General features: G+C 43.5%; 17 protein-coding genes and 2 pseudogenes. 17 read left to right on the top strand and 2 right to left on the bottom strand.

Annotation, left to right across the window (positions count from 1 at the left end; all coding sequences use genetic code 11):
- Window positions 1-17: 17 nt before the first annotated feature.
- On the top strand, window positions 18-1,787 hold the full coding sequence (locus BLR82_RS09610; protein ID WP_074598763.1) for a glycoside hydrolase family 2 protein: 1,770 nt from the start codon (window positions 18-20) through the stop codon (window positions 1,785-1,787).
- A 331-nt stretch (window positions 1,788-2,118) separates the two neighbouring features.
- Here BLR82_RS09610 and BLR82_RS09605 read toward each other — a convergent pair whose 3' ends face one another.
- Entirely contained in the window at window positions 2,119-3,306 is a 1,188-nt protein-coding gene (locus BLR82_RS09605; RefSeq protein ID WP_074598762.1) for an MFS transporter, read from the bottom strand.
- Window positions 3,307-3,804: 498 nt separating this feature from the next.
- On the opposite strand from BLR82_RS09605, the gene BLR82_RS09600 reads away from it, so the two are divergent.
- The 12 genes from BLR82_RS09600 (at window position 3,805) to BLR82_RS09545 (ending at window position 18,483) form a co-directional block, all read left to right on the top strand.
- Window positions 3,805-4,101, top strand: a complete 297-nt coding sequence (locus BLR82_RS09600; protein WP_026571199.1) for a WXG100 family type VII secretion target — start codon at window positions 3,805-3,807, stop codon at window positions 4,099-4,101.
- A 246-nt stretch (window positions 4,102-4,347) separates the two neighbouring features.
- Window positions 4,348-7,947 carry a type VII secretion protein EsaA gene (gene esaA / locus BLR82_RS09595; RefSeq protein ID WP_074598761.1) on the top strand — a complete coding sequence of 1,200 codons (3,600 nt, stop codon included), beginning with the start codon at window positions 4,348-4,350 and terminating at the stop codon, window positions 7,945-7,947.
- Window positions 7,922-8,422, top strand: coding sequence for a type VII secretion protein EssA (gene essA, locus BLR82_RS09590; RefSeq protein WP_074598760.1), 501 nt, complete (start codon window positions 7,922-7,924; stop codon window positions 8,420-8,422). Before esaA ends, essA begins: the two co-directional genes overlap by 26 nt.
- An 11-nt stretch (window positions 8,423-8,433) precedes the next feature.
- Window positions 8,434-8,691 (top strand): EsaB/YukD family protein, encoded by a 258-nt coding sequence (locus BLR82_RS09585; protein ID WP_074598759.1) that lies wholly within the window; start codon window positions 8,434-8,436, stop codon window positions 8,689-8,691.
- Window positions 8,692-8,720: 29 nt separating this feature from the next.
- The gene (gene essB, locus BLR82_RS09580) at window positions 8,721-10,019 is read left to right on the top strand and encodes a type VII secretion protein EssB (protein WP_074598758.1); all 1,299 of its coding nucleotides are present in this window, start codon (window positions 8,721-8,723) and stop codon (window positions 10,017-10,019) included.
- Window positions 10,020-10,064: 45 nt separating this feature from the next.
- A complete protein-coding gene (gene essC / locus BLR82_RS09575; protein ID WP_074598757.1) occupies window positions 10,065-14,603 on the top strand; it encodes a type VII secretion protein EssC in 4,539 nt (1,512 codons plus the stop codon).
- A complete protein-coding gene (locus tag BLR82_RS09570) occupies window positions 14,587-14,922 on the top strand; it encodes a hypothetical protein (protein ID WP_037329432.1) in 336 nt (111 codons plus the stop codon). The genes essC and BLR82_RS09570 overlap by 17 nt, the downstream gene beginning before the upstream one ends.
- Before the next feature lie 30 nt (window positions 14,923-14,952).
- The gene (locus BLR82_RS09565) at window positions 14,953-15,252 is read left to right on the top strand and encodes a WXG100 family type VII secretion target (RefSeq protein ID WP_026571204.1); all 300 of its coding nucleotides are present in this window, start codon (window positions 14,953-14,955) and stop codon (window positions 15,250-15,252) included.
- The gene (locus BLR82_RS09560; protein WP_074598756.1) at window positions 15,249-15,950 is read left to right on the top strand and encodes a DUF5081 family protein; all 702 of its coding nucleotides are present in this window, start codon (window positions 15,249-15,251) and stop codon (window positions 15,948-15,950) included. The genes BLR82_RS09565 and BLR82_RS09560 overlap by 4 nt, the downstream gene beginning before the upstream one ends.
- A complete protein-coding gene (locus tag BLR82_RS09555; protein WP_083334785.1) occupies window positions 15,951-16,289 on the top strand; it encodes a DUF5344 family protein in 339 nt (112 codons plus the stop codon).
- 3 nt (window positions 16,290-16,292) lie between these two features.
- On the top strand, window positions 16,293-18,005 hold the full coding sequence (locus BLR82_RS21305) for a DNA/RNA non-specific endonuclease (RefSeq protein ID WP_245693743.1): 1,713 nt from the start codon (window positions 16,293-16,295) through the stop codon (window positions 18,003-18,005).
- 10 nt (window positions 18,006-18,015) lie between these two features.
- Window positions 18,016-18,483, top strand: a complete 468-nt coding sequence (locus BLR82_RS09545) for a DUF600 domain-containing protein (RefSeq protein WP_083334784.1) — start codon at window positions 18,016-18,018, stop codon at window positions 18,481-18,483.
- A 315-nt stretch (window positions 18,484-18,798) separates the two neighbouring features.
- On the opposite strand, the gene BLR82_RS09540 is transcribed toward BLR82_RS09545, so the two are convergent.
- Window positions 18,799-18,999 carry a helix-turn-helix domain-containing protein gene (locus BLR82_RS09540; protein ID WP_074598755.1) on the bottom strand — a complete coding sequence of 67 codons (201 nt, stop codon included), beginning with the start codon at window positions 18,997-18,999 and terminating at the stop codon, window positions 18,799-18,801.
- A gap of 165 nt (window positions 19,000-19,164) precedes the next feature.
- On the opposite strand from BLR82_RS09540, the gene BLR82_RS09535 reads away from it, so the two are divergent.
- The 4 genes and pseudogenes from BLR82_RS09535 to BLR82_RS09520 all read left to right on the top strand — a co-directional run bounded on the left by BLR82_RS09535 (window position 19,165) and on the right by BLR82_RS09520 (window position 23,118).
- Complete coding sequence (locus BLR82_RS09535) at window positions 19,165-19,941, top strand: recombinase family protein (RefSeq protein ID WP_074598754.1); 777 nt, start codon at window positions 19,165-19,167, stop codon at window positions 19,939-19,941.
- Between the two features lie 131 nt (window positions 19,942-20,072).
- The gene (locus BLR82_RS09530; RefSeq protein ID WP_074598753.1) at window positions 20,073-20,897 is read left to right on the top strand and encodes an IS110 family transposase; all 825 of its coding nucleotides are present in this window, start codon (window positions 20,073-20,075) and stop codon (window positions 20,895-20,897) included.
- 62 nt (window positions 20,898-20,959) lie between these two features.
- A pseudogene (locus BLR82_RS09525) lies at window positions 20,960-21,735 on the top strand (recombinase family protein).
- 147 nt (window positions 21,736-21,882) lie between these two features.
- Window positions 21,883-23,118: pseudogene (locus tag BLR82_RS09520) on the top strand (IS110 family RNA-guided transposase).
- The last annotated feature ends 124 nt before the right edge of the window (window positions 23,119-23,242 follow it).

The following is a 23,242-nucleotide window of genomic DNA, read 5'->3' as shown; positions in this document are numbered from 1 at the left end:
TTCATCGGAGGTAGCATATGGCAAACTTACAAACAGAATATCCAAGGCCTCAATTTCAGAGAAAACAATGGTTAAATTTAAATGGAGAGTGGAACTTCGCTTTCGATGATGAGCAAGTTGGTTTAACGGAAAAATGGTACCAAGCGTTCCCGAATAATCGGACCATCCAAGTTCCCTTTGCATACCAGGCGTCCAACAGTGGGATTGGAGATCCTTCTTTTCATGATGTTGTCTGGTATCATCGCGTATTTTCGGTCCCGGAAGAATGGGATGGTCAGGAAATCATCCTTCATTTCGGTGCAGTTGATTACCGGGCATGGGTGTATGTCAACGGTCAGCAAGTCGTCTACCATCAGGGAGGAAACGTCCCTTTTGCCGCAGCAATTACTCCGTTCTTGAAAGAAAAGGAGAACGATTTGGTTGTGCGAGTTGAAGATCCATCCGAGGACACCACGATTCCCCGCGGCAAGCAGTATTGGCATGAACAGTCCGCTTCGATATTTTATACAAGGACGACAGGGATCTGGCAGACAGTATGGCTGGAGCCGGTGGCAGAAACATCGATCGGACAGGTGCGTTGGACACCCGATATCGATACAGGTGTGGTTGAGTTGGAAACAGAAATTGCCGGTGATATTAGTGAGGAGACAGAATTGTTGGTTGATATCACCTTTAAAGGTGAATCAATTGTTTCTGAGCGTATACGTGTGTTTTATTCCCACCTGAAACGAAGCTTCGATATTCGCGGTCGTTTCACCGATCGAAGCAATATTCATGGACCTGGCTGGTATTGGAGTCCCGAGCATCCAAATTTATTCGATGTCACATTCCGGTTGATACATGGAGGGGAAATCATTGACCAGGCAGACAGCTATTTTGGAATGCGTAAAGTATCTGTGGAAGACGGTACTTTTATGCTGAACAATAAACCATATTATCAAAAGCTGGTATTGGATCAAGGATACTTTCCAGGAGGCTTGTTGACCGCGGAATCGGATGATGCCCTGAAACAGGATATCCTTTTGGCAAAAGAAATGGGTTTTAACGGAGCGCGCAAACACCAAAAGGTTGAAGATCCCCGTTACCTGTATTGGGCCGACCGGTTGGGCTTCCTTGTTTGGGGAGAAATGGCCAATTGCTCGGAATACAGTGAAGCGGCTGTCGAGCGGATATCAGCGGAATGGGCAGAAGCGGTGAGACGTGATTACAATCATCCATGTATCGTTGCCTGGGTTCCACTCAATGAAAGCTGGGGTATTTCTCGTGTAGCGAGGGAAACACAGCAGCAGCACCATTCTTTGGCGATGTATTACATGACGAAGTCGTTGGATCCAACCCGTCCGGTTGTTTCGAATGAAGGATGGGAGCATACGATTTCCGATATCTGCGGGATTCACAATTATCGCTCAGCGGAAGAAATGGCTGCAGCATATCAGACAGTAGAAACTGCGGTGACAACAGAACCCGCACAGCGGCCGATATATGCACGCGGATTCAGCCACAGTGGAGCGCCAATTCTGGTGACCGAATACGGCGGAATAGCGTACGATGTCAAAGAAACCAATCAGCCGGATGGATGGGGGTATTCCGCCGTTCAATCGGGAGAAGAGTTGATCGACCAGTACCGGCATATGACCGAGGCATTGCTCCATGCACCAGCCCTGCAAGGATTTTGTTACACGCAATTGACCGACGTCGAACAGGAAATCAACGGCTTGCTCACTTATCACCGCAAACCAAAATGTGACCTCGAAGCAATCCGCCGAATCAACCAAAGCAAACATTAGCGGGGCCAGTCCCCGTAAGCAGAGAAATTTCTTTTTTTGGGAGCGGAAAGCGTTGGTGGGGACTGACCCCACCAAGGGGTGAAATGGCTGAATGTTTTGCAATCCCTACCAGGGAATTGCCTTATATAAAGAATCTTAGGAACTATATGTCTATTTTGGGGTCAGTCCCCGGCGGCCGGAAAATACGGTTCCAAGGCAATAATTTACCTTATCGGGGACTGACCCCTCAAGCGCGCCCCCTCAAGCGCGCCCCCCCAAGCGCAACACTCAAGTGAACTCTTAGTCAATCAAAAACCTCCATGGCCATTCAGGCTATGGAGGTTTTTAGGTGTTAGGTTGTTTTTCTGGTGCTGTTGACTACCAAGATAATGTACAACAGCATGGACACGAAGACGGAGGCGCCTGCAGTCAGGTAGATGAAACTGTAGCCGAATGCACTGGCGATTTGTCCGAATGCCATTGCTCCTACTCCAACTCCTAAATCGAAGAATGAGAAAAAGGTGGCATTGGCCATGCCCTTGCGGTTGGAAGGAGCTTTATCAACCGACCATGCCTGCAAGGCTGGCTGTACGCTGCCGAAACCGAGTCCGTACAAGGCCGCAGCGATATACAGGACCAGGGAATTCGGCAGCCAGACGAGCAGTATCATTGCACTAAGAATCATCAAGGTCCCCGGTAGAAAGACCAATAGGTGTCCTTTTTTATCATACAGTCTGCCGGCAAAGGTGCGTGATACCATTAAAAACAGCGCGTAAACAAGAAAGTAGATTTCAATGCCTCCGATACCTTCTTCTGCTGTATAGAGAGGTAAGAAGGAAGCAATCCCACCGAAGGTTACAGTAATAAAGAACAACAGAACGGAAGGCTGGATAGCACTTTTTTCAAAGATATCAAATTTTACAGTTACCGTCTTATGGCTGGATTGTTCTACTTTTTTATATCTGATCTGCGATGACAGGACGAGAGCCACTACCCCCAGGGCAGAACAAATCAAGAATAGCTGCGTAAATGAGATTTTTCCTGCCAAGGTCAACCCAAGGGCTGGACCGAAAGCCAATGCAAGATTGCCAGACAATCCAAAATAGCCCATCCCTTCGCCTCTTCGTTTTGGTGGAATCAGGTCGGTGGCAATTGTCCCTGTAGCTGTCGTGGAAAATCCCCATCCAACACCTTGAATGACCCGCATGACAAATAAAAATGCGATGCTAGCGATAATTGCATAAGAACCAACTGAGATGACGAAAATAGCCAGTCCGATCATATAGACAAACTGCCTTCCCCTCGACTCTAAAGCGTGTCCGGCATAGGGGCGGAGTAATAAAGCGGAAAAAGTGAAAATACCTGTGATGACTCCAATTAATTGATCGCTTCCCCCTAAATGCTGGACAAACAGCGGTATGGTTGGCAACGTCATTTGAAATCCAAGAAAAATAAAAAAGTTTGCCATGCAAATCAGGGCAAAATCCTTTGTCCAAATTTTTTCATTTGAAGTGGTATTGGCGGTTGTGTTTTCTACCATGCAGATCTCCCTTTCTTTCGAAACTCGAAATATAATTATACACGAGTTTGGCAATATGGGAATAGATATGCTTATGCCCTAGAAGAGTAGCGAAGGCAAAAATATATTTACTCCTTCCAATCAACAAATATCCCCGATTCTCCATCTCTTTAACGACATAAAAATACAGGTAATAATAACTGGAAATTTTACGTCTGGGCTAATGGACTATTCGATGTCAAAATTCTTTAATTCAAGAGGTTAGGCTAATAACTAAATATGCCTATAATGGGCATTTTAGCCTGATTTTTTCAAGGGTAGTTTTACCTATAAAAATAAAATTGGTTACATTTTCCATGGAAAATGTAGTACCAAAATATCAATTTTCAAAAAATGACAGACAGTCAGTTGACAGTAAAATATTGGTTCATTAGCCTTAAGTAAGAAGGAGCAGACACATAACAAATTTTTACTTTCAACCCTTCGACTGAAACTACAATTTAAAGGGAGATGAGATGTATGGCAGGACAAATTCGTATGACGCCTGATCAACTGCAGGCAAGAGCAAAAAGATATGGTCAAAGCTCACAGCAAATCGAGCAAATCTTGAGAGATTTGACGAATTTACAGGAAGAGCTTCGGGGAGAATGGGAAGGCCGTGCCTTTGAACGCTTCGACGATCAATTCAGAGAATTGAAACCAAAGGTGCAGGATTTTTCCCAATTAATGCAAGATATTGAGATGCAATTGACCAAAACGGCTGAGGCTGTGGCGCAACAAGATGAGGCCCTATCACAAAACTTCGGGCTTAGATAAGATTCTGACCTCCCTGAGATGAGCTGCACGGCGGTTGTTGTGCAGCTCAAATCTTGTCAGTATCTATAAGTCTAAGAAAATTGCAGAGTTGTTCAAAGAGCCACGTAGATTTGGCCGGTTCCCGGCTATACCGCGAATTATACTTCTATGTTGAAACCTCCAGAAAATCGGAGTGCTTTTAATACTCCGGTGACTCGATGACTTTTTGAACGCCCATCACAAATGGTTTAGTAGGAGATGTCCCATATGAAAAAACTCGATAAACACTGGTTATTATTTTTACTCTTAATCCTAATCCTCGGTTCAAGCTTATCCTACCTGGCATTGAACAGGCAGACGGCAGAGTCGGAAACAAAAGAAACAGAGAATACACAAAGAATGGCCATTGCTCTGGTCAATGAAGACAAGGGTGCTTCATTGAGTGGAGAAGCACTGGCTTTTGGTGATGCGTTTGTGGAAAGTATCAATAACCGGGAAGACCACGACTGGTTTGTTGTCAGCCGTGGAGTGGCAGAAAGCGGTCTGGAACGCAATACATACGATATGATGATTGTCATCCCGGATGATTTTTCCGAAAAAGCTCTTTCCATCGAGTCGGAAAACCCCGAACAAGTTGTCCTGAATTATAAAATCAATGCCTCGGACAACGAACAAATAAAAACAGAAGCGGAAAAAACGGCAAGTAATATACTGAACGATTTCAACCGCCGAATTATCGATGTGTACTTTGCCAGCATCGTCGGCAACTTGCAAAATGCTCAAGATAACATTGGAGAAATTATTTCGAAACAGGCAGTATATACACAAACGTTTAATACGGAAATCCACACCCCGCTGGAAAACTATACGAATCAATTTGGGGCAATAAAAGACAATACCCAGATTTCAAAAGAAAGTTTCACAGGTTTCCAGGATCTAGTGAAGGATTTTGAAACACAGCTTGCAGAAAACACCGAACTGGATGAGAATTACCGATCAGGAATGCAGGATGTCTTCCAGTTGGCAGAAAAAAACGGCTCACAAACGCTCGATTTCTCTCAATCTATCAATCAGTTTGACGAATCATTGAACCAATATGACGTCGAGCAACAGTTAGATAATTTGAAGCAGGCCAATATCAACATCAATAACCAGTTTGCACAGCAGGACAACAGTCAGACAGAGGAACCGCCGGTCACTACTTTTATGCTCAGCCGGCAAAGTGTTCCACAAGCGCCGACAAATAATATCAAATTGGGAGCTGCTGCCCTGCAGAGGCATTTGAAGGAATCACTGGCGAAGGTCGAAGCGACACAGCTCGAAATCGAAAGCAGGCTAAATCCAGAAAATGAGAATGGTTTTACCGGAAAGGTTAAAGCACAGCTGGACGGTATTCTTGCATCTGCATTCAGAAAAGATGAGGAGTTGAATATCAATAAACTTTTCGAAAATCCGGATCAGAAGGCAAAAGATTACATAAGCGAACAAATAGCACAGCTGCCTTCACTTGTTGAAGATGATTTTGGCGGGGAAGGACTCCCACCTCAGACGGTTACGGATATAAAAAATGTCATCGCTGTGACCAAAAAGTACAACGAAGAAATCGATTATACGGATCCGAAAAATAACGTAGGGGACATATTGTCTCACAAAATGAGGGCTCTTAAGGACAATCTGTATTACTATGGCTTGACCATGACGGATACGGTCGAGATTGAGAACGTAGAAAGTTACGATGAAGAGGAGCTTGCAACGTTTGAACTGAATATTCCTGACAAAGTTCAGGATAAATACTCTGTGGATCGATTAGTAGTAGAGGATATAGATTTCACTCAAGATTATCAGGAAGGCAAAGAAATTACTCTTGAGCCAAACGAAGGAACGTTTACAGTAAATGTAAAGCTTCTATTGAAAGACAAGAATAGCCAAATCGATATTTTCCAACCAATTCCTTGGAGCTGGAAATTACACTACCGAAATACGAAAAAGGAACAAATCGAGGCCACAGATACAGCAATGATTGAAATTCCAGAGACACCTCTGGTTGCAAATACCAGCACAGAAAATCCTGATTCATCTCCAGAAGCGACTGGGGAACAAACAGAACAAACAAATGAGCCAACTTCTACTAATGCAGATGGAACAGCCGATGACACAGACGGTTCTGGAGGTACGGATGACGGAGGAAATAACGATGACTCTGGAAGCGGAGACACAGGGGGTGCAGAACCAGGTGGTGATGGTAGCGATGACCCTCCAGGTGGCGATGGTTCAGATGACGAGGGAACACCTCCAGAAGAACCAACAGACGAAGACCCACCAATAGAAGAACCGCCTGTTGAAAAAGTGACCATCACGAACAACCGTGTTTCTCATAAAGTCATGACACCACTCGAGGAGGCTGACAGCGCCACGCAAAATCTTATCAATGCTGTCGACAGTTCCATCAAACCGTATCAGCGGTTGTTTGCTACTTATGAGACGTACTTCGGTCTGAATATGGGTGCTCCTGACTTGAGAAATAAGCTGGACGACAAGTCACTGGCAGAATGGGCCGAGGAGGCCAAAGACAGATCGCTTTATTATTTATTCAATGAAAAAGATATCAAAACGCTGCTAAAAGACTATATCGTCGGAAAAATTGTGGACGATGTCGCAGCAGAAATCCAGCAGCCTTGGGATAACCTGCATAGCAGAATAACTGCCTATCAGACCCAAGTTCAACAGGCCAAACAGAACGCTGACAAACTAGTTGAACGTATCAATCAGACTGCTGAAGAGGCAGAGAGACTTAACAAGAATCTTGCTTCAACATTGGCCGACGTTGAAGCATGGCGGGAAAACAGCTTGCAGCTACTGGAATCCAATAAGCAGCTGCAAACCAATCAAGAAGAAGAACAAACAGCGATTATGGCACTTGATCAAGAGTTTCAGCCCCTGATTACAGCTAGTCAAAGCCTTTCCGAGCAGGCGCAGGGCAACCTGAATTCCGCTGAAACGGTATATGACACATTCGATCAAATCGATGAGCAGGCGGACACGATTCAGGAAAGCGGTACGGACTTGGTGAGCCAGGCGGAGACTTTGTCCGTCGACATGACAAATAAGCTGCTGGCGGACCAGGAATTCTCCGAGAATTTCCAAGGTGTGCTGGCAAACAGCAGAGTCGGGGACAGACAGAATGAAGAGTTGTATGAGTTTCTGTCCAATCCGGTCCAAACAAGCAACCAAGGTACGACAAGGTCGATAGGATCTGAAACAACGGAAAATACCTTTACACCATATTACCTTGTGTTGATTTGCTTTATCGTCGTTTTGTTCACTGCTTATGTCATCTCGACAATCAACCAGAAACGCCGTGAAGCAAATGCATTTGAAGCAGAAAAAACACTGGCCGGCTTGAATGCCCCGATCACACTGGTTACCGCTGGAATTGGGGTCCTGGAAGGACTTGTCATCGGTGTTGTTTCCGGCTACTCGATGGGATTGACAGATAAAGCCCTACTATTACTCACAGGAATCATTATTCTCCTGATAACTGGCATGCTGCTGCTTGCGACATACTTGTTAAGACAGTTGAAAATGATTGGGATGTTCCTCCTTCTTATGGTATTAAGTCTGTATCTTTTTGGTAAAAATGCCTTTGGTTCCGGTGTGGCGGGCATCGACTATTTGAAAACTTACTCGCCGCTCCATTACGTTGAATCCCTGCTGCTGGAAGTTTGGCAGGATACAGCTAATTATCAATTGTCATTGTTTATCATTATCGGAATAGCTGTGCTGGGAGCTTTAGCAAATTTATTTGTCCTGCATCGTGCAGACAATGAAGGGGACATGGACGATGAAAGCGACGCAGAAGCTGGGTAAGCATTCTCTGTTTTTAGCTGCCGCACTGCTGGTGCTGACTACGTACGCAGCACCAGCAGTATATGCGGAGAGTGATGGCTCTTTAAAAATGAAGGTTGACCGGATTAAACAGGAGAAAAAGGAGAATCAGTCCAATAAGGAAACAGAATTGGATAAAGTTTTTCCTGAACTGTTTGAGGAAGAAACCTTCACAGCCATCAAGCAAGTGGAAGAAGAAAGCAATCAATCGATGGAAGCATTAGAGGAAGAGCTATTCACAATGGAGGAAGAGCCGGTTACAACGCTGCATGCTACCAGAGATGTTTTATTCGAAGAGACTTATTCTGTGACTGCATCCACAACGGCGGATGCTGATGAAAAACAAGCAGATGAAGAGAGTTCTGGCGTTGGTAATACCGTGTTAATGGCTTTGACCGGAGCGGGCCTGTTGTTATCCGGCGGACTTTACATCATGATGCAGAGAACACTTGGTTAGGAGATTGAAGCATGGCAAAGGACACCCATATCAATGTGACGATGGATTTCAGCAAACGAATCAACGGGGGCGGGATTTACGATCTTCGTATCCCCTCTCAGTTGTCTGTAAAACAATTGCTCCAGTATGTGATGGAAACGTTGAATTTAGCGTATGAGGAAAACACCTGCAGCAGCATCAAGGTAGTGACCAAGGATTTCCTGATTGCTGATGATGATATGGTAAGTGATTATCCAGTCACGGACGGAGATATCCTCCTTGTATTATAAAGGTTACTAGACAAAAGGAGTCAGTCGATATGAAGGAAAAGACATTACAATTTGAGCAGCTTTCACTTCCCATTGTGATAGAAAAGAACAGCTGGCATTTGAAACTGCCGAAATCCCAAACAAATGTAAAAGATATCCGGCAGATGGATTTGATGCTGCAGCCTTCCGAATACTTTTGTCCGTTGACAATCGAGGAAGAAGCGGATGCATTTCAGTTTGATTTCCAAGTGGACAGCAGAAGAAAACAGTGGAAGAAAATTCTGAGGCTACAGCGGAACGAAAAATTAAGACTTCTATGCAATCTAGGAAAACTGGAACGTTATCTATCTACTAGAATTACATTTTTTCTGCATCCGGACAATGTGGTATTTGATGACAATCTTATGCCTGTCGTCGTCTACCGGGGAATCCGCGGATTGGTACCGCCGTATGAAATGGAAGAAAGTGCGTTTTTGAAGCAATATAAGTGCTTTATCATTGGCCTGTTTTCCAAAAAATATGATTATAACCAGCTGTATAACGGTTCTTTGAAGGATGTGAAAGAAACCGATTTTCAACGGAAAGTGAGCGAGATAGATGATTTGGAACAGCTTCATGCCTATCTGCTGGAAAGTTATGAAGAAGAACAGCATAAAACGGAAAAGACGATGTCTGTGGTTCCGACCAAGCGTTTCAAGCTATTCAAGCAGCTTTCCATCGGGATGATTGTTGCTGCTGCACTGTTGGCTGTCCCGGTTGTCTACTATGGGCTAATGAAAGTCCCCTTTCAGGATGACTTGCTGACAGCCCACGGTGAATACCTTGCCTCTTCCAACAGTGGAGTGATTTCGACGCTGGAAGATGCAGATCCCGAAAAGCTGCCGCAGCAGACAAAATATATCCTGGCCAATGCCTATATCAATGTCGAGAGCTTATCGGATTCTGAAAAGGAAGTAATCCTCAAAAATGTCAGTTTGAAGAGTGATGAGAATTATCTGCTTTACTGGATTTACAATGGACGGGGAGAATTTGACCAGGCGCTTGAAACGGCAAAATATATCGATGACCCGCAGCTAATCATGTATGGCTTGATCAAAAAGATCGAACAGGCAAAAAACAACCCCGATTTATCCGGAACGGAACGGGATGAACTGGTCAATGAATTGCAGGATGAGCTGAATCGCTATCGTGAAGAGTACAATTTGGATGCGGATGAAGCCGGCGACGCTATTCAGGACAATACAGATGCCGAATCAGAAGAACAACCAGCGAACGATACGGAAAGTGAGCAAGAGGAACAAAAGAAAAACGAAACTTCACAAGAACAAACAGAAAACAAAGACGAATGATGTAATGTGTTCCAATTGCAAACGGGTTAGAGAGGGAGAAACAAGATGGCGGAAAAACTACTTATGGTTACCTATCAGCAACAATTACATAAATGCCATTTACACGAATCGGCAGCCAAACAGGTGACAATCGGACCGGATTGGTCCGATGCGCTTGCATTTCCGGAGATGGAACGATCCCTGTCAGTGGAATGGGATGGAAACCGATGCACCATTGAAGGAAACAAAGTTGATGAGCATGTGTCCATTCAAGTTGCTGACGAGCAGCTCGATGCTTTTCTTCTCGATACGGATGCTGTGCATGTATTCGACATAGCGGGTAAGGATACCCTTACTTTCGGCCCCCATGCTTATGATGACATCACACTGTGTCAATCGGAAACCGATTTTGTGCTAAAAAGATTACCGGAGAATGGCGCATTTGCTTTGGAAGTTTCCGCGGGGAATGTTTATCACAATTTTGCCGGCGGAAGCGAACATGCGGTTATCCTGCCGGGAGATCAGCTATTTATTGACGGCTTTTTGTTTTCCATCAATGAAAATGAAATCCAAATCACTGCCCCCAGGCAGCGCTTCACGTCTAAATTGGTGGAATTGGTTCATGTCGCCACTCCTTATACGGAAGAGTATCCGGACTACCATCGTTCTCCCCGGATTATCTACAGGGAACCAGAGGAAAAGCGTACCATCGCCAAGCCATCCAACAAACCTTCCAAGCCGAGTGAACAGCTGGCACGTACGATTGTGCCTCCGCTTGTCATGGTTGTTGCTCTGGTGCTGATTTCCCTGGTTCAACCACGGGGCATTTACATCATGGTCATGCTTTCGGTCACGGTCGTCACCATTATTTTCTCGGTCACATCCTACATCAAGAATGTGAAAAAGTACAATGCCGACATGAAGGAACGGGAAGCAAGCTACAAAGCCTATTTGCAGCGAAAGACGAAGGAGCTGTACGCTGCGACGGAGGAGCAGCGCCATGCTTTGACCTACCATTACCCAAGCGTGGAAGAAATCCGCGACATGGCCATCGGAGTGAAGGCCCGCATTTACGAAAAAACGATTTACCATCATGATTTCTTAAATTACCGGACGGGGCTCGGCGAAGTAGATACGAGCTTTTCGATTGAATTCAATGAAGAAGAATTCACCCAGGAAAAAGATGAGCTGGTCGATGAAGCCCGGCATTTGCTGTCCCAATACCAAAAATTGAAAGACGTCCCAGTGCCGGCATCGTTGATGAAAGGTCCGGTCGGTTATATCGGGCAGCGTCCGCTTGTTCTGGAACAGCTTCAGCTGATGGTCATGCAGCTTTCCTTGTTTCACAGCTACCATGATTTGCAGTTTGTCACGATTTTTCCGGAAGAAGAAAAAGAAAAATGGGATTGGATGCGCTGGCTTCCCCATGCAAGTGTCCGCGATGTCAATGTACGAGGATTTGTCTATCATGAGCGCTCTCGTGACCAGGTGCTCCATTCCCTTTATCAGGTGTTGAAGGAGCGCAAGCAGGCCCTCGATGAAAAAGGGAACAACAACAGGGAAAAAATTTATTTTTCACCGCACTATACCATCCTGATCACGGACGAAAAAATGATCCTTGATCATACCATCATGGAATTCTTCAATGAAGACCCGAGTGATTTGGGTGTTTCGTTAGTGTTTGTCCAGGACGTGATGCACGCGCTGCCCGAACATGTCAAAACAGTCATCGATATACGGGATGCCAACAACGGAACGATTGTGCTGGAAGAAGGAGAGCTCGTCAACAAACACTTTTCTCCAGATCATTTTCCACAAGGATTTGATAAAGAGGAAGTATCACGGGCGCTGGCACCGATCAACCATTTGCAAAATCTGAAAAACTCCATCCCGGAAAGCGTGACCTTTCTGGAAATGTATGGAGTGGACAAAGTGAGCGAATTGGCAATTGCCCAACGCTGGATAAAAAACGAGACCTACAAGAGTCTGGTCGTACCGTTAGGTTTGCGCGGAAAAGAGGACATCGTCCAGCTGAACCTGCATGAAAAAGCGCACGGTCCCCATGGACTTGTCGCTGGTACAACCGGTTCCGGTAAGTCGGAAATCATTCAATCGTACATTCTGTCGCTGGGTGTCAATTTCCACCCGCATGAAGTCGCTTTTCTGCTGATTGACTATAAAGGCGGCGGCATGGCGAATTTATTCCGGAATCTGCCGCATCTGGTCGGGACGATTACCAACCTGGACCGGGCCCAGTCGATGCGGGCGCTTGCTTCCATCAAGGCAGAACTGCAGAAACGGCAGCGTTTGTTCGGAGAGCATAATGTCAACCATATCAATCAGTATCAGAAGCTATTTAAACAGGGAGAGGCAAGCGAGCCCATGCCGCATCTATTCCTGATATCCGATGAATTTGCCGAATTGAAATCCGAACAACCCGATTTTATGAAGGAACTGGTATCTACTGCGCGAATTGGGCGTTCGCTCGGGATTCATTTGATTCTCGCCACGCAAAAACCGAGTGGGGTAGTGGATGATCAAATTTGGTCCAACTCCAAATTCAAGCTTGCACTGAAGGTACAGAACGAAGGAGATTCGAACGAGATCCTGAAAACACCGGACGCCGCGGAAATCACACTGCCGGGTCGCGCTTACCTGCAGGTGGGGAACAACGAAATTTATGAATTGTTCCAAAGCGCCTGGAGCGGTGCCGATTATGTGCCGGATAAAGAGGACCATGAGTTTGTGGACACGACTATTTATGCAATCAACGAGCTCGGCCAGTACGATATTTTGACCGAGGATTTAAGTGGGCTGGACAACAAACAAGATATCGAGAAGACACCGACCGAACTGGATGCCGTCATCGATTATATCGCCGAATATACAGAAGCCCAGCAGATAGAACAGCTGCCAAGACCGTGGCTGCCGCCGCTTCCGGAAAGTATTAAAGCAGCGGACCTGCACCCGGTGAATTACGAAGAAGAATGGCAGAAGCCGAAGACGGCATTGCAGGCTACCATCGGTTTGCTTGACCAGCCGGAGCTGCAGTCCCAGTCTCCATTGACCTTAAACTTGGGCAAGGATGGCCATGCCGCCGTTTTTTCCAGTCCTGGTTATGGAAAATCAACCTTCTTGCAAACCGTCGTCATGGATCTGGTGCGGCAGCATAATCCGGAGCAGCTGCACGTATACCTGCTTGACTTCGGAACAAACGGCCTGCTTCCGTTGAAAAAGCTTCCGCACGTCGCCGACACCATCCTTATCGATGAAGAAGAGAAAGTAGGAAAACTAGTCCGCCTGCTTTCAGCGTCCATGAAGGAACGAAAACAAAAACTGAGCAAATACGGCGTCGCCAACATGGAAATGTACGAAAAGGCCAGCGGCGACAACGTCCCGAACACCGTCATTGTGATTGATAACTACGATTCGGTCAGAGAAGCAGATTTTTCCGATGAATTTGAAAAACTGGTCACACAAATCGCCCGAGAAGGCGCGAGTATCGGCATCCATCTCGTCATCAGTGCAGGAAGGCAAAGCGCCATGAAAATGCCGCTTCTTTCCAATATTAAAACACAGATTCCGCTGTACTTGATTGAACCGACAGAGGCTAGGTCGATCGTCGGCAAAACCGACATCGAGATAGAAGAAATCCCGGGCAGAGGCCTCATTAAACTGGAAGACCCTGCCCTGTTCCAGACCATGCTGCCGGCAGAGGGAGAAGAAACCCTCGAGGTAATCGATGCGATCCAGCAGACGGCGAAGGAAATGGATGAACACTGGCAAGGCGAACGGCCGGAGGAGATACCGATGGTTCCCGAAAGGCTTGCATACGAAGACTTTATCAAGCGTTCAAAAACACAAAAGCTTATTTCCGAAGGCGGTATACCGTTTGCAGTGGACTTTGAAGCGGTCGAGCCTGTTGCACTGGATGTGGAAAAAGATCAGAACACGTTAGTGCTGGGCGACAATATGGATGGTATTGAGCAGACATTCCTTACGATTCTGACCAGTATGTCTGCGAACGAGCATATTGACATCGGACTGATCGATAATGCTTCCCTTCGGTTTGCAGCACATAAACAGCATACGAATATTTATGCGGACGGAGAAATCTCCATGGAAGAGATTGCTGGACAGCTTCAGCAATTATTCGAAGCGAGAGAAGATGCTTTCCGTGAAATCCAGTCATCTACAGGCGGCCAGGCAACCGTAAATGATTTTCTTGAAGAAATACGCCCGATGATCGTATTGGTAACAGATGCATCCCACGTCATCGATTCCATGTCACTCACTACTCAGACGACGATTGCAAAACTCATGGAGAACGGACCGCGGATGGGAATACACTTTGTCATCGGTGCCGTCCATAGTGCCATCGACCGTTTATATGACGATGTTACGCAAGCTATCAAAAAGCAAAAAAACGGTGTGCTGCTTAGCAGAATAACAGATCAGAATATATTGGAAGTTGCCAACAGGCCATACCGTGAGCCAAGCCTGGAGGCCTATGAAGCCTACTATATCCAGCAAGGAAAGTCGGAAAAAATAAAAGTTGCGGCACCTCTTATAAAAAGGAGTGAAAAGGATGTCATGGTTTTTTAGAACCGAAACAGAAAAGAAGCGGGATGACTATTTGAGGTTATACTATAAGCTGAAGGATGCAAAAGCGGATCATGACAGACTGGTAAACGAAGCAGAGTCGTCCTATTCCAGCTATACCAGTTCGGTACCTAATCTATCAAATTCCAAGATACCGTCTAACGACTTTGACCCGAAACGAGAGGAATTAAATCAAGAGCTGCTTCGGTACTTCAACTATGAAAAAAACAAACGAAGCCAGATTGTACATGCGGCTTCCCGCGCTTATGAACGTTACCAGTACTATAAACAATTGGCTATAAAAGAAGCGGAAGAAGATTAGTACAAAAAAGATTGACGGGAGTGATAATCATTGGGAGAGGTAAGAATCGATGGCAATCGCTTGAATGAGGCAAGAGCGGCGGCCCGTACGCTGGAAAGTACGATTGATTCCACTTATGAACAATGCGAGCAACTCATTTCATTTGTTCACTCAGCAAAGTGGAGCGGGAAATCAAGGGACAGCTTTTTAAGTTATTTAGAAATCATTTCACAATATCACAAAGATTTGAAATCGGCGTCGGCATTACAAACCAAAGCATTGGATAACTTGGATCGTTATATTGACGACTTTCGTAATGACAGTTCGGTGAAAGAAGTGAGAAGCTTATGAGCAACGTTTCAACCGATACTTTTAACGTACCTGAACTCTACCTGCTTGCCTCTGCGTTTGGCGGAAATGTCCTTTTCGGCCTGCCTGAAAAACAAATCTATCAGCTCAAAGGGGAAGAAGTATTCGAACAGGCACATAACCGTTTAATCGAAAAAGGCATTCTTAACGGGGAAGGGAAAATCACAAAAAGCGGAGCCATCATTATTCAAGCACTGGAATACTATTATCAGAGTGAGAAATATGTCCGGATTAATAACTTGATGTTCGGATTTCCTTCCGACAATGAGGATGAGTTAGTAATGATGGTAGAGACAGAAGAACAAGCACTCTACAAGTTATTTGTCATTTCAAAAGCGATTGTATTGCAGCTTCTTAGTGAAAAATTTCCGATGATTACGCGTGAACCGGAGGAAAAAGAAAAGAACTTTTTAAAACAGGAATTGACAAATAAAGAGAGAAGGGAAACGGAACAACTGGAGCCTGGAGATTCGATGGTAAACCTTGAGTTGTTTCATTTAAATGAGAAACACCGGGAAGCAAGCAATCCTGCTTACTATCAACAGTGGCTCGTTTTCCCTAAAGAAGAAAAGCTGATCATGGTGGATACAGTTCAGCGTAAATATTATCATGCTAGTCAGTATTGGTTTTTGAAAGTTCTCTTTGATGAAATGGAATTCCCATACAAGGAGGCGAAGTAGATGCATAAAGCGGCTGCGATGGGAAGTACCGGAGTTGGAGGCGCGAAAATCAATGTCAATCCCGATGAAATAACCTCTATCTTCAATCAGCTTGAATCGATCATTTCCGAATTGGAAAGCAATGCAACCCCTTATATCAAGAAGCTCGGGGAGCTGGACTATTATAAAGCAGGAAAGGCAAAGGAAGCGGTGGAAGCTTACGATGAAGCTAACGAGAAGTTCATGGATCTTTATGATAATTACGTAAGAGCATCCACTCTCGTCATCGATGTCCTTAACACCATGATTGAAACAGACCAGGCAATTGCCGAACAAATCATTGCAAAATTGGAGGTCTGATAAATGGATGTAAAGTACATCCCGGCAGACTGGGATAGAATGAAGGACGGTCTCGGCGACCTGATTGGGCTTGGTCGCTGGGGGAAAGGCATGATCGATGATTTAAAGGATATAACGGAAAACCTGGAGGACGCAGAATCAGATATCGCCAAATATGACCGGGATGGCGTCATTTCTTTTTCCCATATCGACCGGGAAGGAAAGTACCAATCCATATTCGAAGATTTTAAAGTATTGCATGATTTTTCGGGAAAGGTTGGCGATATTGTAGACCGCACGATCGATGATCCTTTTCATGAGGACATCGATAAATTTGTAACAACCATGCGGGACGCCACCATTTCCAACTATACGACGAAAAACCGGATAGACGCGACGGAACAGCAAGTGATCTACCAGCGGTACGGCATGCAGGAAACCCGGGAAGTCCCGAAGGCGGAAGTCAGTCTGGATGACCTGCTCAGCGGCGATAATTTTTATGCGGAACAGCTGCAGGTGGAATACGACATGTGGAAAGCGGAGCATCCTGATCAGGATTTTACCCAGGAAGAATACCGCATGGCTGCGGTTAATATGAACGCCTTTGAATATGAGTCCATCAAGGATCAGCAGCATAGCGAGGAATTTTGGGCGAATCTGGGAGCCCTTGTTGTAATAGTCAGTGCTGCTGTCATTTGTCCGCCTGCCGGCTTGGTACTCGGTGCTGTCTATGGAAGCATGGAATTAAAATCTGCGATATCCGGAGAGGACTGGATATCTGGAAGAGAGCTTGGCACAGGCGAACGGTGGCTGCGAGGGGCTTTAAGCCCACTGGACATTGTTCCCGGCGTCGCCGGTCTGAAGAAGTTCAGCAGCGGTGTTCGTGTAGCCAACCAGGCTGCAGATATGGGCCAATTTGGGCTGAGATCAGGAATCAAAACCAGTGTACAGCGGGAACTGAAGCATGTAGGAGATATGGTCACCACGGCAGGAAGGCAATCGACAGCGAGGCTGAAAAGCGCCGGGGCAGCCGTGAAGGACCGGGCCATACGGGATGCTATTTCTGCGGGCAAAGCAGCAGACAGCATGGTCACCTCTGCCAAAAATATCACCTCTACCCGAAATGTAGTCGCCATGGATGAATTGGGCAAGGTCCATATGCCTGCAGAAAACACCCACTTCCTTGAGAATAAAGTGAAAGATACGTTGAGTAAGGCAGAAGGGGTTAGTGTTAGTTCAGGGGCTAAGGGTATAGATAATGGTACAAGTCGGGTATCGGATAATATCATTAGGGATGGTAGTCATTTGAACAAAGATGGTACATTAAAACCAAATATTAAATATCAATCAGGTGAATATAATTATCAATATAAGACAGATGAATTAGGAAGACTAACTGATTTTAATGCAGATGATTTAAAATTAACAAAACGTGATAATAGATTATCTCATAAGTCCAATACACCTGGAAAAGAACAAGGAGACCACGCAGGACACCTAGCAGCTGATAGATTTGGTGGTTCTCCTGTTTTGGATAATCTTGTGTCTCAATCAAGTAGCGTTAACTTGAGTAAATACAAAAAGTTAGAAAATCAATGGGCTAAAGCAATAAAAGAAGGAAAAGATGTTTCAGTTAATGTTAAAGTTAATTACGAAGGAAATAGTTTAAGACCGAGCAGCTTTGATATAGAATATGAAATAGATGGTCGTATGAGGTTTACAAGTCTAGAGAACTAGAGGTGATTATGTGAAGGTATTTGAGGATTATTTTTCAGAATTACAAACAGACATGGTGGCTATTTGTTTAGAGTATGTCGATAATAAAGCAGATGAAATCTTTATGTATTGTTCATATGAACCCAAAATGTATGTTTTTGATTTTTTCTATAAAATTAATGGAAAGGTTGTTCATAAACATCAACTAAATGAAGCTGTAAAAGAATTGGATAGTCCACACAATCAAGTTTACGATGTTTCGAGAGAAAGACAGAAGGCTGTACTAAGAATAGGTAATCAAAATTTAAAGCTTATTCATAAAAAATGTGAAGAGTTCAATAAAGATATGCCAACAGAAATGAAATTGTATTATAATGTAAAGCAAAATAGCTTAAAAGGAAAATATAGATATGAGTTAGTTTATTCGATTGATGACGAACTATTACCGGATGATATTTTTGATTTATGGTTCGAAGAAGTTAAGGGAAATAATTTGTAAAGCAAGACCTTGATTGGCTATATGCCTTTCAAGGTTTTGTTTTTTTGTGGGCTACCTAGTGCCGAATGAAACACTTATTATTTTCAGAGTATAGATAAGCCTTGTAATCCCTTTATGATGTATTAACAAATTCTTTAGTACGTATAATACCTTTAAAAGGGTACCCTATCTAGTTAATTTCCTTTGTTGTGAAATAACCTAAAATCATCAGATACCACCATACTTATCCTCAAATAATTACCCTTTGCTTTCTCCCTGCCTTTTAAATTTTTCGCAACTTTTACGCACAAAAGAACGATTACTTTATCGAGAGGACTACTCCACCTCGATTAACTCCTGAATGTCGATGTCTAACACTTTGCATACCGTTTCTAATGTTGATAGATAAACCCTGTCTACATTGTCTGAACACAAATGGCTGATTGTATTAGGACGAAGCCCAGTCATACGTGCCAATTCACGCTGTGAAAGGTTACGTTCTTTAAGGATTTCCTTTAGTTTGATTGAAATTGGCATGATAGTTCCCTTCCTCTTTTTCATGTTACTTTTACGATACACAATAAATTTGTATCGGTAAAGGGGTTGATTGTATCGCTATAGCCGCATACAATGAATTTATATTAAATGTAGCGTCTAAGCGTTACGTTAATCCTGATTTGCGTAACGGAGGGGGAAAATACCATGAAAGTTATTGGATATATTCGAGTATCTACACAAGGTCAAGCAAGGGATGGATACAGCCTTGCTTACCAAGAAGATGAAATAAAGGCATATTGTCAGGCTCAAGGATATACGCTTTTACGCTTGTTTAAGGACGAGGGTATTAGTGGGGCTAAAGTAGACGAAGAAGCGTTAGAAGTGGACAGATTAGGCTTTCAGGAGATGTTGGAGTATCTCTCCCACCATGAGGTGGATTATGTGGTTACACTGAACACAAGCCGTTTATGGCGGTCAGACATTGTGAAAGTGTTGGTTCATCGTGAGTTGAAAAAGTATGGAGTGGACATTCGGAGTATTGAGCAACCTCAATATAGCATTTACAAGAAAGACCCTAGCGACTTTTTAATCAATGGCTTAATGGAGTTATTAGACCAATATCAACGATTAGAAATTTCTTTAAAGCTAGGGAGAGGGAGAAACAAGAAAGCCCAACAGGGTGGCTATGCAGGAGGAAATGTCGCATTAGGCTACAAGGTGGAAAAAGGTAAGAAAAGTCTTGTCATAGATGATAGACAAGCGAAAACCGTTCAAAGAGTGTTTGACCTAAAGGAACAGTATCCTTTATGGACATTAACACAACTGGCAGAACGATTGAATGAAGAAGGACATCGAACGAAACAAGGAAAGTTGTTTACGAAAGTTCAAGTAAAGCGAATATTGGATAGAAGGAATTTCTATTCAGGTAAGTATCAATATGGTGACATTATCGCTAATGGAAAGCATCAAGCGATTTTATAAGAGATAAGAAATAGAGAATGGATTGGCTTTTGTACCCTTGCGAGTCTCTAAGAGACTAACGCTCGAACTAAGGTTGCCGACATTCTCTTTTTCTTCCTCTCGTACATAATCCAAGATAGGAGTGAGGTCTTTTGAAAAGAGATGAATTTATTTACGTAGGTGTCGATTTGCATAAATTCCGACATACAGCGGTGGTTGTAAATTGTTGGGGGGAGAAGCTAAATGAAACAACCTTCATGAACAAACCTTCGTTATTCCCTGATTTTACACGATTTGTAGAAGAACAAGCGGAAAAAGGTATCACTCCTGTATTTGGATTAGAAGATGTCAATGGCTATGGTCGTTCTCTAGCAGTCTATTTGTTAGAAAGAGGATATACTGTAAAAGCAGTCAACCCTTCTTTGTCTTATGCAGAAAGAAAAAGTCATGCCATGACAAAAAAGAGTGATAGTTGTGATGCCGAGTGTATTGCAGAAATTCTAGCAAGAAAGATTACACAACTTCCTGATGCAGCCCCATCAGATGTTTATTGGACAATCTCTACATTAGTTGGTCGTAGAGATGCTCTTGTAAAGTCATTTAGTTCGTTGAAAAATCAGCTACACCTCCAGCTTTCTCACCACTATCCAAGTTATCGTCAATTCTTCTCACAGGTAGAGGGCAAAACCGCATTAGCCTTTTGGGAGAAGTATCCTTCACCTCACCATTTGGAGGGGATAACAATGGAAGAACTTCGACTGTTCTTGCTTAATGCAAGTAACAATAGCTTATCTATGAAAAAAGCAAAGGCTATTCTTTCTCTTGTAGAATTTGATGGTGAGACGAAACGTGACTATCAATCGCAAAGAGACTTTATTATTCAAAGTCTTGTTCGTGACATCCGATTTAAGCAAGAGGAAATCAAGAGGGTGGAAAAGGAACTTAAAGGGCTAGTGAAATCTCTAGGGGTCGTATAATACTCGCTATTCGTTAAAAAACGTTACGAAAATTAAAATTTATGTAACGGGAGGGTAAGAAGTTGAAAGTTGTTGGGTATATACGAGTCTCGACTCAAGGGCAAGCAAAAGATGGTTACAGCTTGAGATATCAAGAAGATGAAATCAAAGCATACTGTAAGGAACTAGGCTGGAACTTGATACATATTTTTAGAGATGAAGGAATTAGTGGTGCCAAACTAAATGAAGAGGCATTGGAAATAGACAGGGTGGGCTTACAGGAAATGTTGGCTCACCTTTCGTCTGTCCAAATTGATCATGTGGTAGTACTGAACACAAGCCGATTATGGAGGTCGGATATAGTAAAGGTGTTGATACAACGAGAGTTAAAGAAATATGGATGTGACATTAAAAGCATTGAACAGCCATTTTACAGTATCCATAAGAAAGACCCGAATGACTTTCTGGTGAATGGCTTAATGGAGTTATTAGACCAATATCAACGGCTTGAAATTGCCCTTAAGCTAACGAAAGGGAGAAATAAAAAAGCGAAGGAAGGTGGGTATGCGGGAGGAAGGATAACATTTGGCTATATGAAACAAAAGGGTGAAAAGGAACTAAAGATACATAACAATCATGCAGAAGTAGTTAAACGGTTGTTTGAGCTTAGACAACTACATAGGAAATGGTCACTGTCTAGGTTGGCAGAAGCATTGAATGAAGAAGGGTATCAAACAACGCATGGGAAAGCATTTACGAAAGTACAAGTGAAGCGAATATTAGACCGAGAAAGTTTTATCAAGGGATTTATACATATGGACAAATACAAGCAAATGGCAAACATCAAGCAATAATTTAAATGATTACTTAAAAAAGGGACTCATTTTCTTATAAGTTCTTCTGTAAGGTTGAAAATGGATAGGCTTTCGTACCAATGCGCACCGAATGGTGAACGCTCGAACTAAGGTTGCCGGCATTTTCATTTAATTGAATAGGGGATGAGAACATGCATGAAAAACAGAAATATTTATATGTTGGAGTTGACTTGCATAAGCAACACCATGTAGCTGTGGTTATTAACTGTTGGCAGGAGAAGTTGGTTGAAATAAAGTTTGAAAATAAACCTTCTGCTTTCTCTACGTTTTTACTAGATATTGATAAAATGACAGAAGAAGGGTTGAAACCTGTATTTGGTTTAGAAGATGTGGGCGGTCACGGTCGAGCACTGGCACAATATCTAACGGACCATGGACAAGTTGTCAAAGAGGTTAACCCCGCACTTTCGTACGCTGAACGAAAAAGCCATATGACCACACAAAAGAGTGATAGCTGGGATGCAGAATGTGTGGCTAGAATATTGGTAAGATAACTTAGCCAATTGCCTGACGCTAAACCACATGATTTATTTTGGTCGATACAACAATTGGTCACTAGAAGAAATGCATTGGTGAAAGCTCAAGGTGCTTTAAAGAACCAATTGCACATTCAATTAAGCCACCACTATCCAAGCTATAAAAGGTTTTTCTCAGAAGTGGATGGAGAAACGGCATTGGCATATTGGAAACAATACCCGTCACCTTCAAGTTTAGACGGTGTAAGTGTTGAGAAATTGACTACTTTTTTATTAGAAGCCAGTAACAATACATGTTCAGTGAAAAAAGCGAATGACATATTAAAGCTAGTGAAAGAGGATGGACATACACAGAAAGAACACCAAGAAACACGCGACTTTCTAGTAAGAAGCATCGTCCGAGACATTGCGTTTAAAAAGAAGGAAATGAACTATGTGGAAGGCGAATTAAAACAGTTAATGAATTTACTAGACTTTCAACTAAACTCCATGCCAGGAATTGACCTTGTGACAGCTTCGGCTTTAATTGCAGAGATAGGTGACGTAAGACGCTTTCCAAATGCCAACAAATTAGCACGACTTGGGGGGATTGCGCCAGTTTACTTTGGGTCTGGTGGGAAAGGTAAGGAACAAAAAAGCAAACAGGGAAATCGGGCGCTACACGCTTTATTTTACAACCTAGCAGTACAACAAGTGCAAGTAGCTAAAGGAAGTAAGTTACCAAGGAACCCAGTGTTTTATGCATATTACCAACGGAAGCTTAGAGAAGGCAAAACAAAGGGGCAAGCATTGGTTTGTATAATGAGAAGGCTTGTGAATATTATCTATGGCATGATGAAGAACAAAACTGCCTACGAATTGCCAATAATAAAAGAGGAAGAAGTAGTTTAATAAGGTAATAAACGTCCGATTTTTTTTATTATTAGATTTTAAGATTACAACATAGGGTACGGGTGAAATTAGTAATAAAGCCAGTAAAGTTAAAACTACCCTTGATGGTGTTGAATCCCAAAAT

The organism is Sediminibacillus halophilus, assembly GCF_900103695.1.
Lineage (GTDB): Bacteria > Bacillota > Bacilli > Bacillales > Amphibacillaceae > Sediminibacillus > Sediminibacillus halophilus.
The sequence above is the reverse complement of the archived record's forward strand: the minus strand, read 5'-3'. Positions and strand labels throughout refer to the sequence as shown.

What these genes read in the sequence shown, in the direction of transcription:
- BLR82_RS21305 (WP_245693743.1), top strand. Translation starts at nt 16,293, where the DNA reads ATGGATGTAAAGTACATCCCGGCAGACTGGGATAGAATGAAGGACGGT.
- BLR82_RS09600 (WP_026571199.1), top strand. Translation starts at nt 3,805, where the DNA reads ATGGCAGGACAAATTCGTATGACGCCTGATCAACTGCAGGCAAGAGCA.
- BLR82_RS09610 (WP_074598763.1), top strand. Translation starts at nt 18, where the DNA reads ATGGCAAACTTACAAACAGAATATCCAAGGCCTCAATTTCAGAGAAAA.
- BLR82_RS09585 (WP_074598759.1), top strand. Translation starts at nt 8,434, where the DNA reads ATGGCAAAGGACACCCATATCAATGTGACGATGGATTTCAGCAAACGA.
- BLR82_RS09605 (WP_074598762.1), bottom strand. Translation starts at nt 3,306, where the DNA reads ATGGTAGAAAACACAACCGCCAATACCACTTCAAATGAAAAAATTTGG.
- essC (WP_074598757.1), top strand. Translation starts at nt 10,065, where the DNA reads ATGGCGGAAAAACTACTTATGGTTACCTATCAGCAACAATTACATAAA.
- BLR82_RS09560 (WP_074598756.1), top strand. Translation starts at nt 15,249, where the DNA reads ATGAGCAACGTTTCAACCGATACTTTTAACGTACCTGAACTCTACCTG.
- BLR82_RS09540 (WP_074598755.1), bottom strand. Translation starts at nt 18,999, where the DNA reads ATGCCAATTTCAATCAAACTAAAGGAAATCCTTAAAGAACGTAACCTT.
- BLR82_RS09555 (WP_083334785.1), top strand. Translation starts at nt 15,951, where the DNA reads ATGCATAAAGCGGCTGCGATGGGAAGTACCGGAGTTGGAGGCGCGAAA.
- essB (WP_074598758.1), top strand. Translation starts at nt 8,721, where the DNA reads ATGAAGGAAAAGACATTACAATTTGAGCAGCTTTCACTTCCCATTGTG.
- BLR82_RS09535 (WP_074598754.1), top strand. Translation starts at nt 19,165, where the DNA reads ATGAAAGTTATTGGATATATTCGAGTATCTACACAAGGTCAAGCAAGG.
- BLR82_RS09570 (WP_037329432.1), top strand. Translation starts at nt 14,587, where the DNA reads ATGTCATGGTTTTTTAGAACCGAAACAGAAAAGAAGCGGGATGACTAT.
- essA (WP_074598760.1), top strand. Translation starts at nt 7,922, where the DNA reads ATGAAAGCGACGCAGAAGCTGGGTAAGCATTCTCTGTTTTTAGCTGCC.
- esaA (WP_074598761.1), top strand. Translation starts at nt 4,348, where the DNA reads ATGAAAAAACTCGATAAACACTGGTTATTATTTTTACTCTTAATCCTA.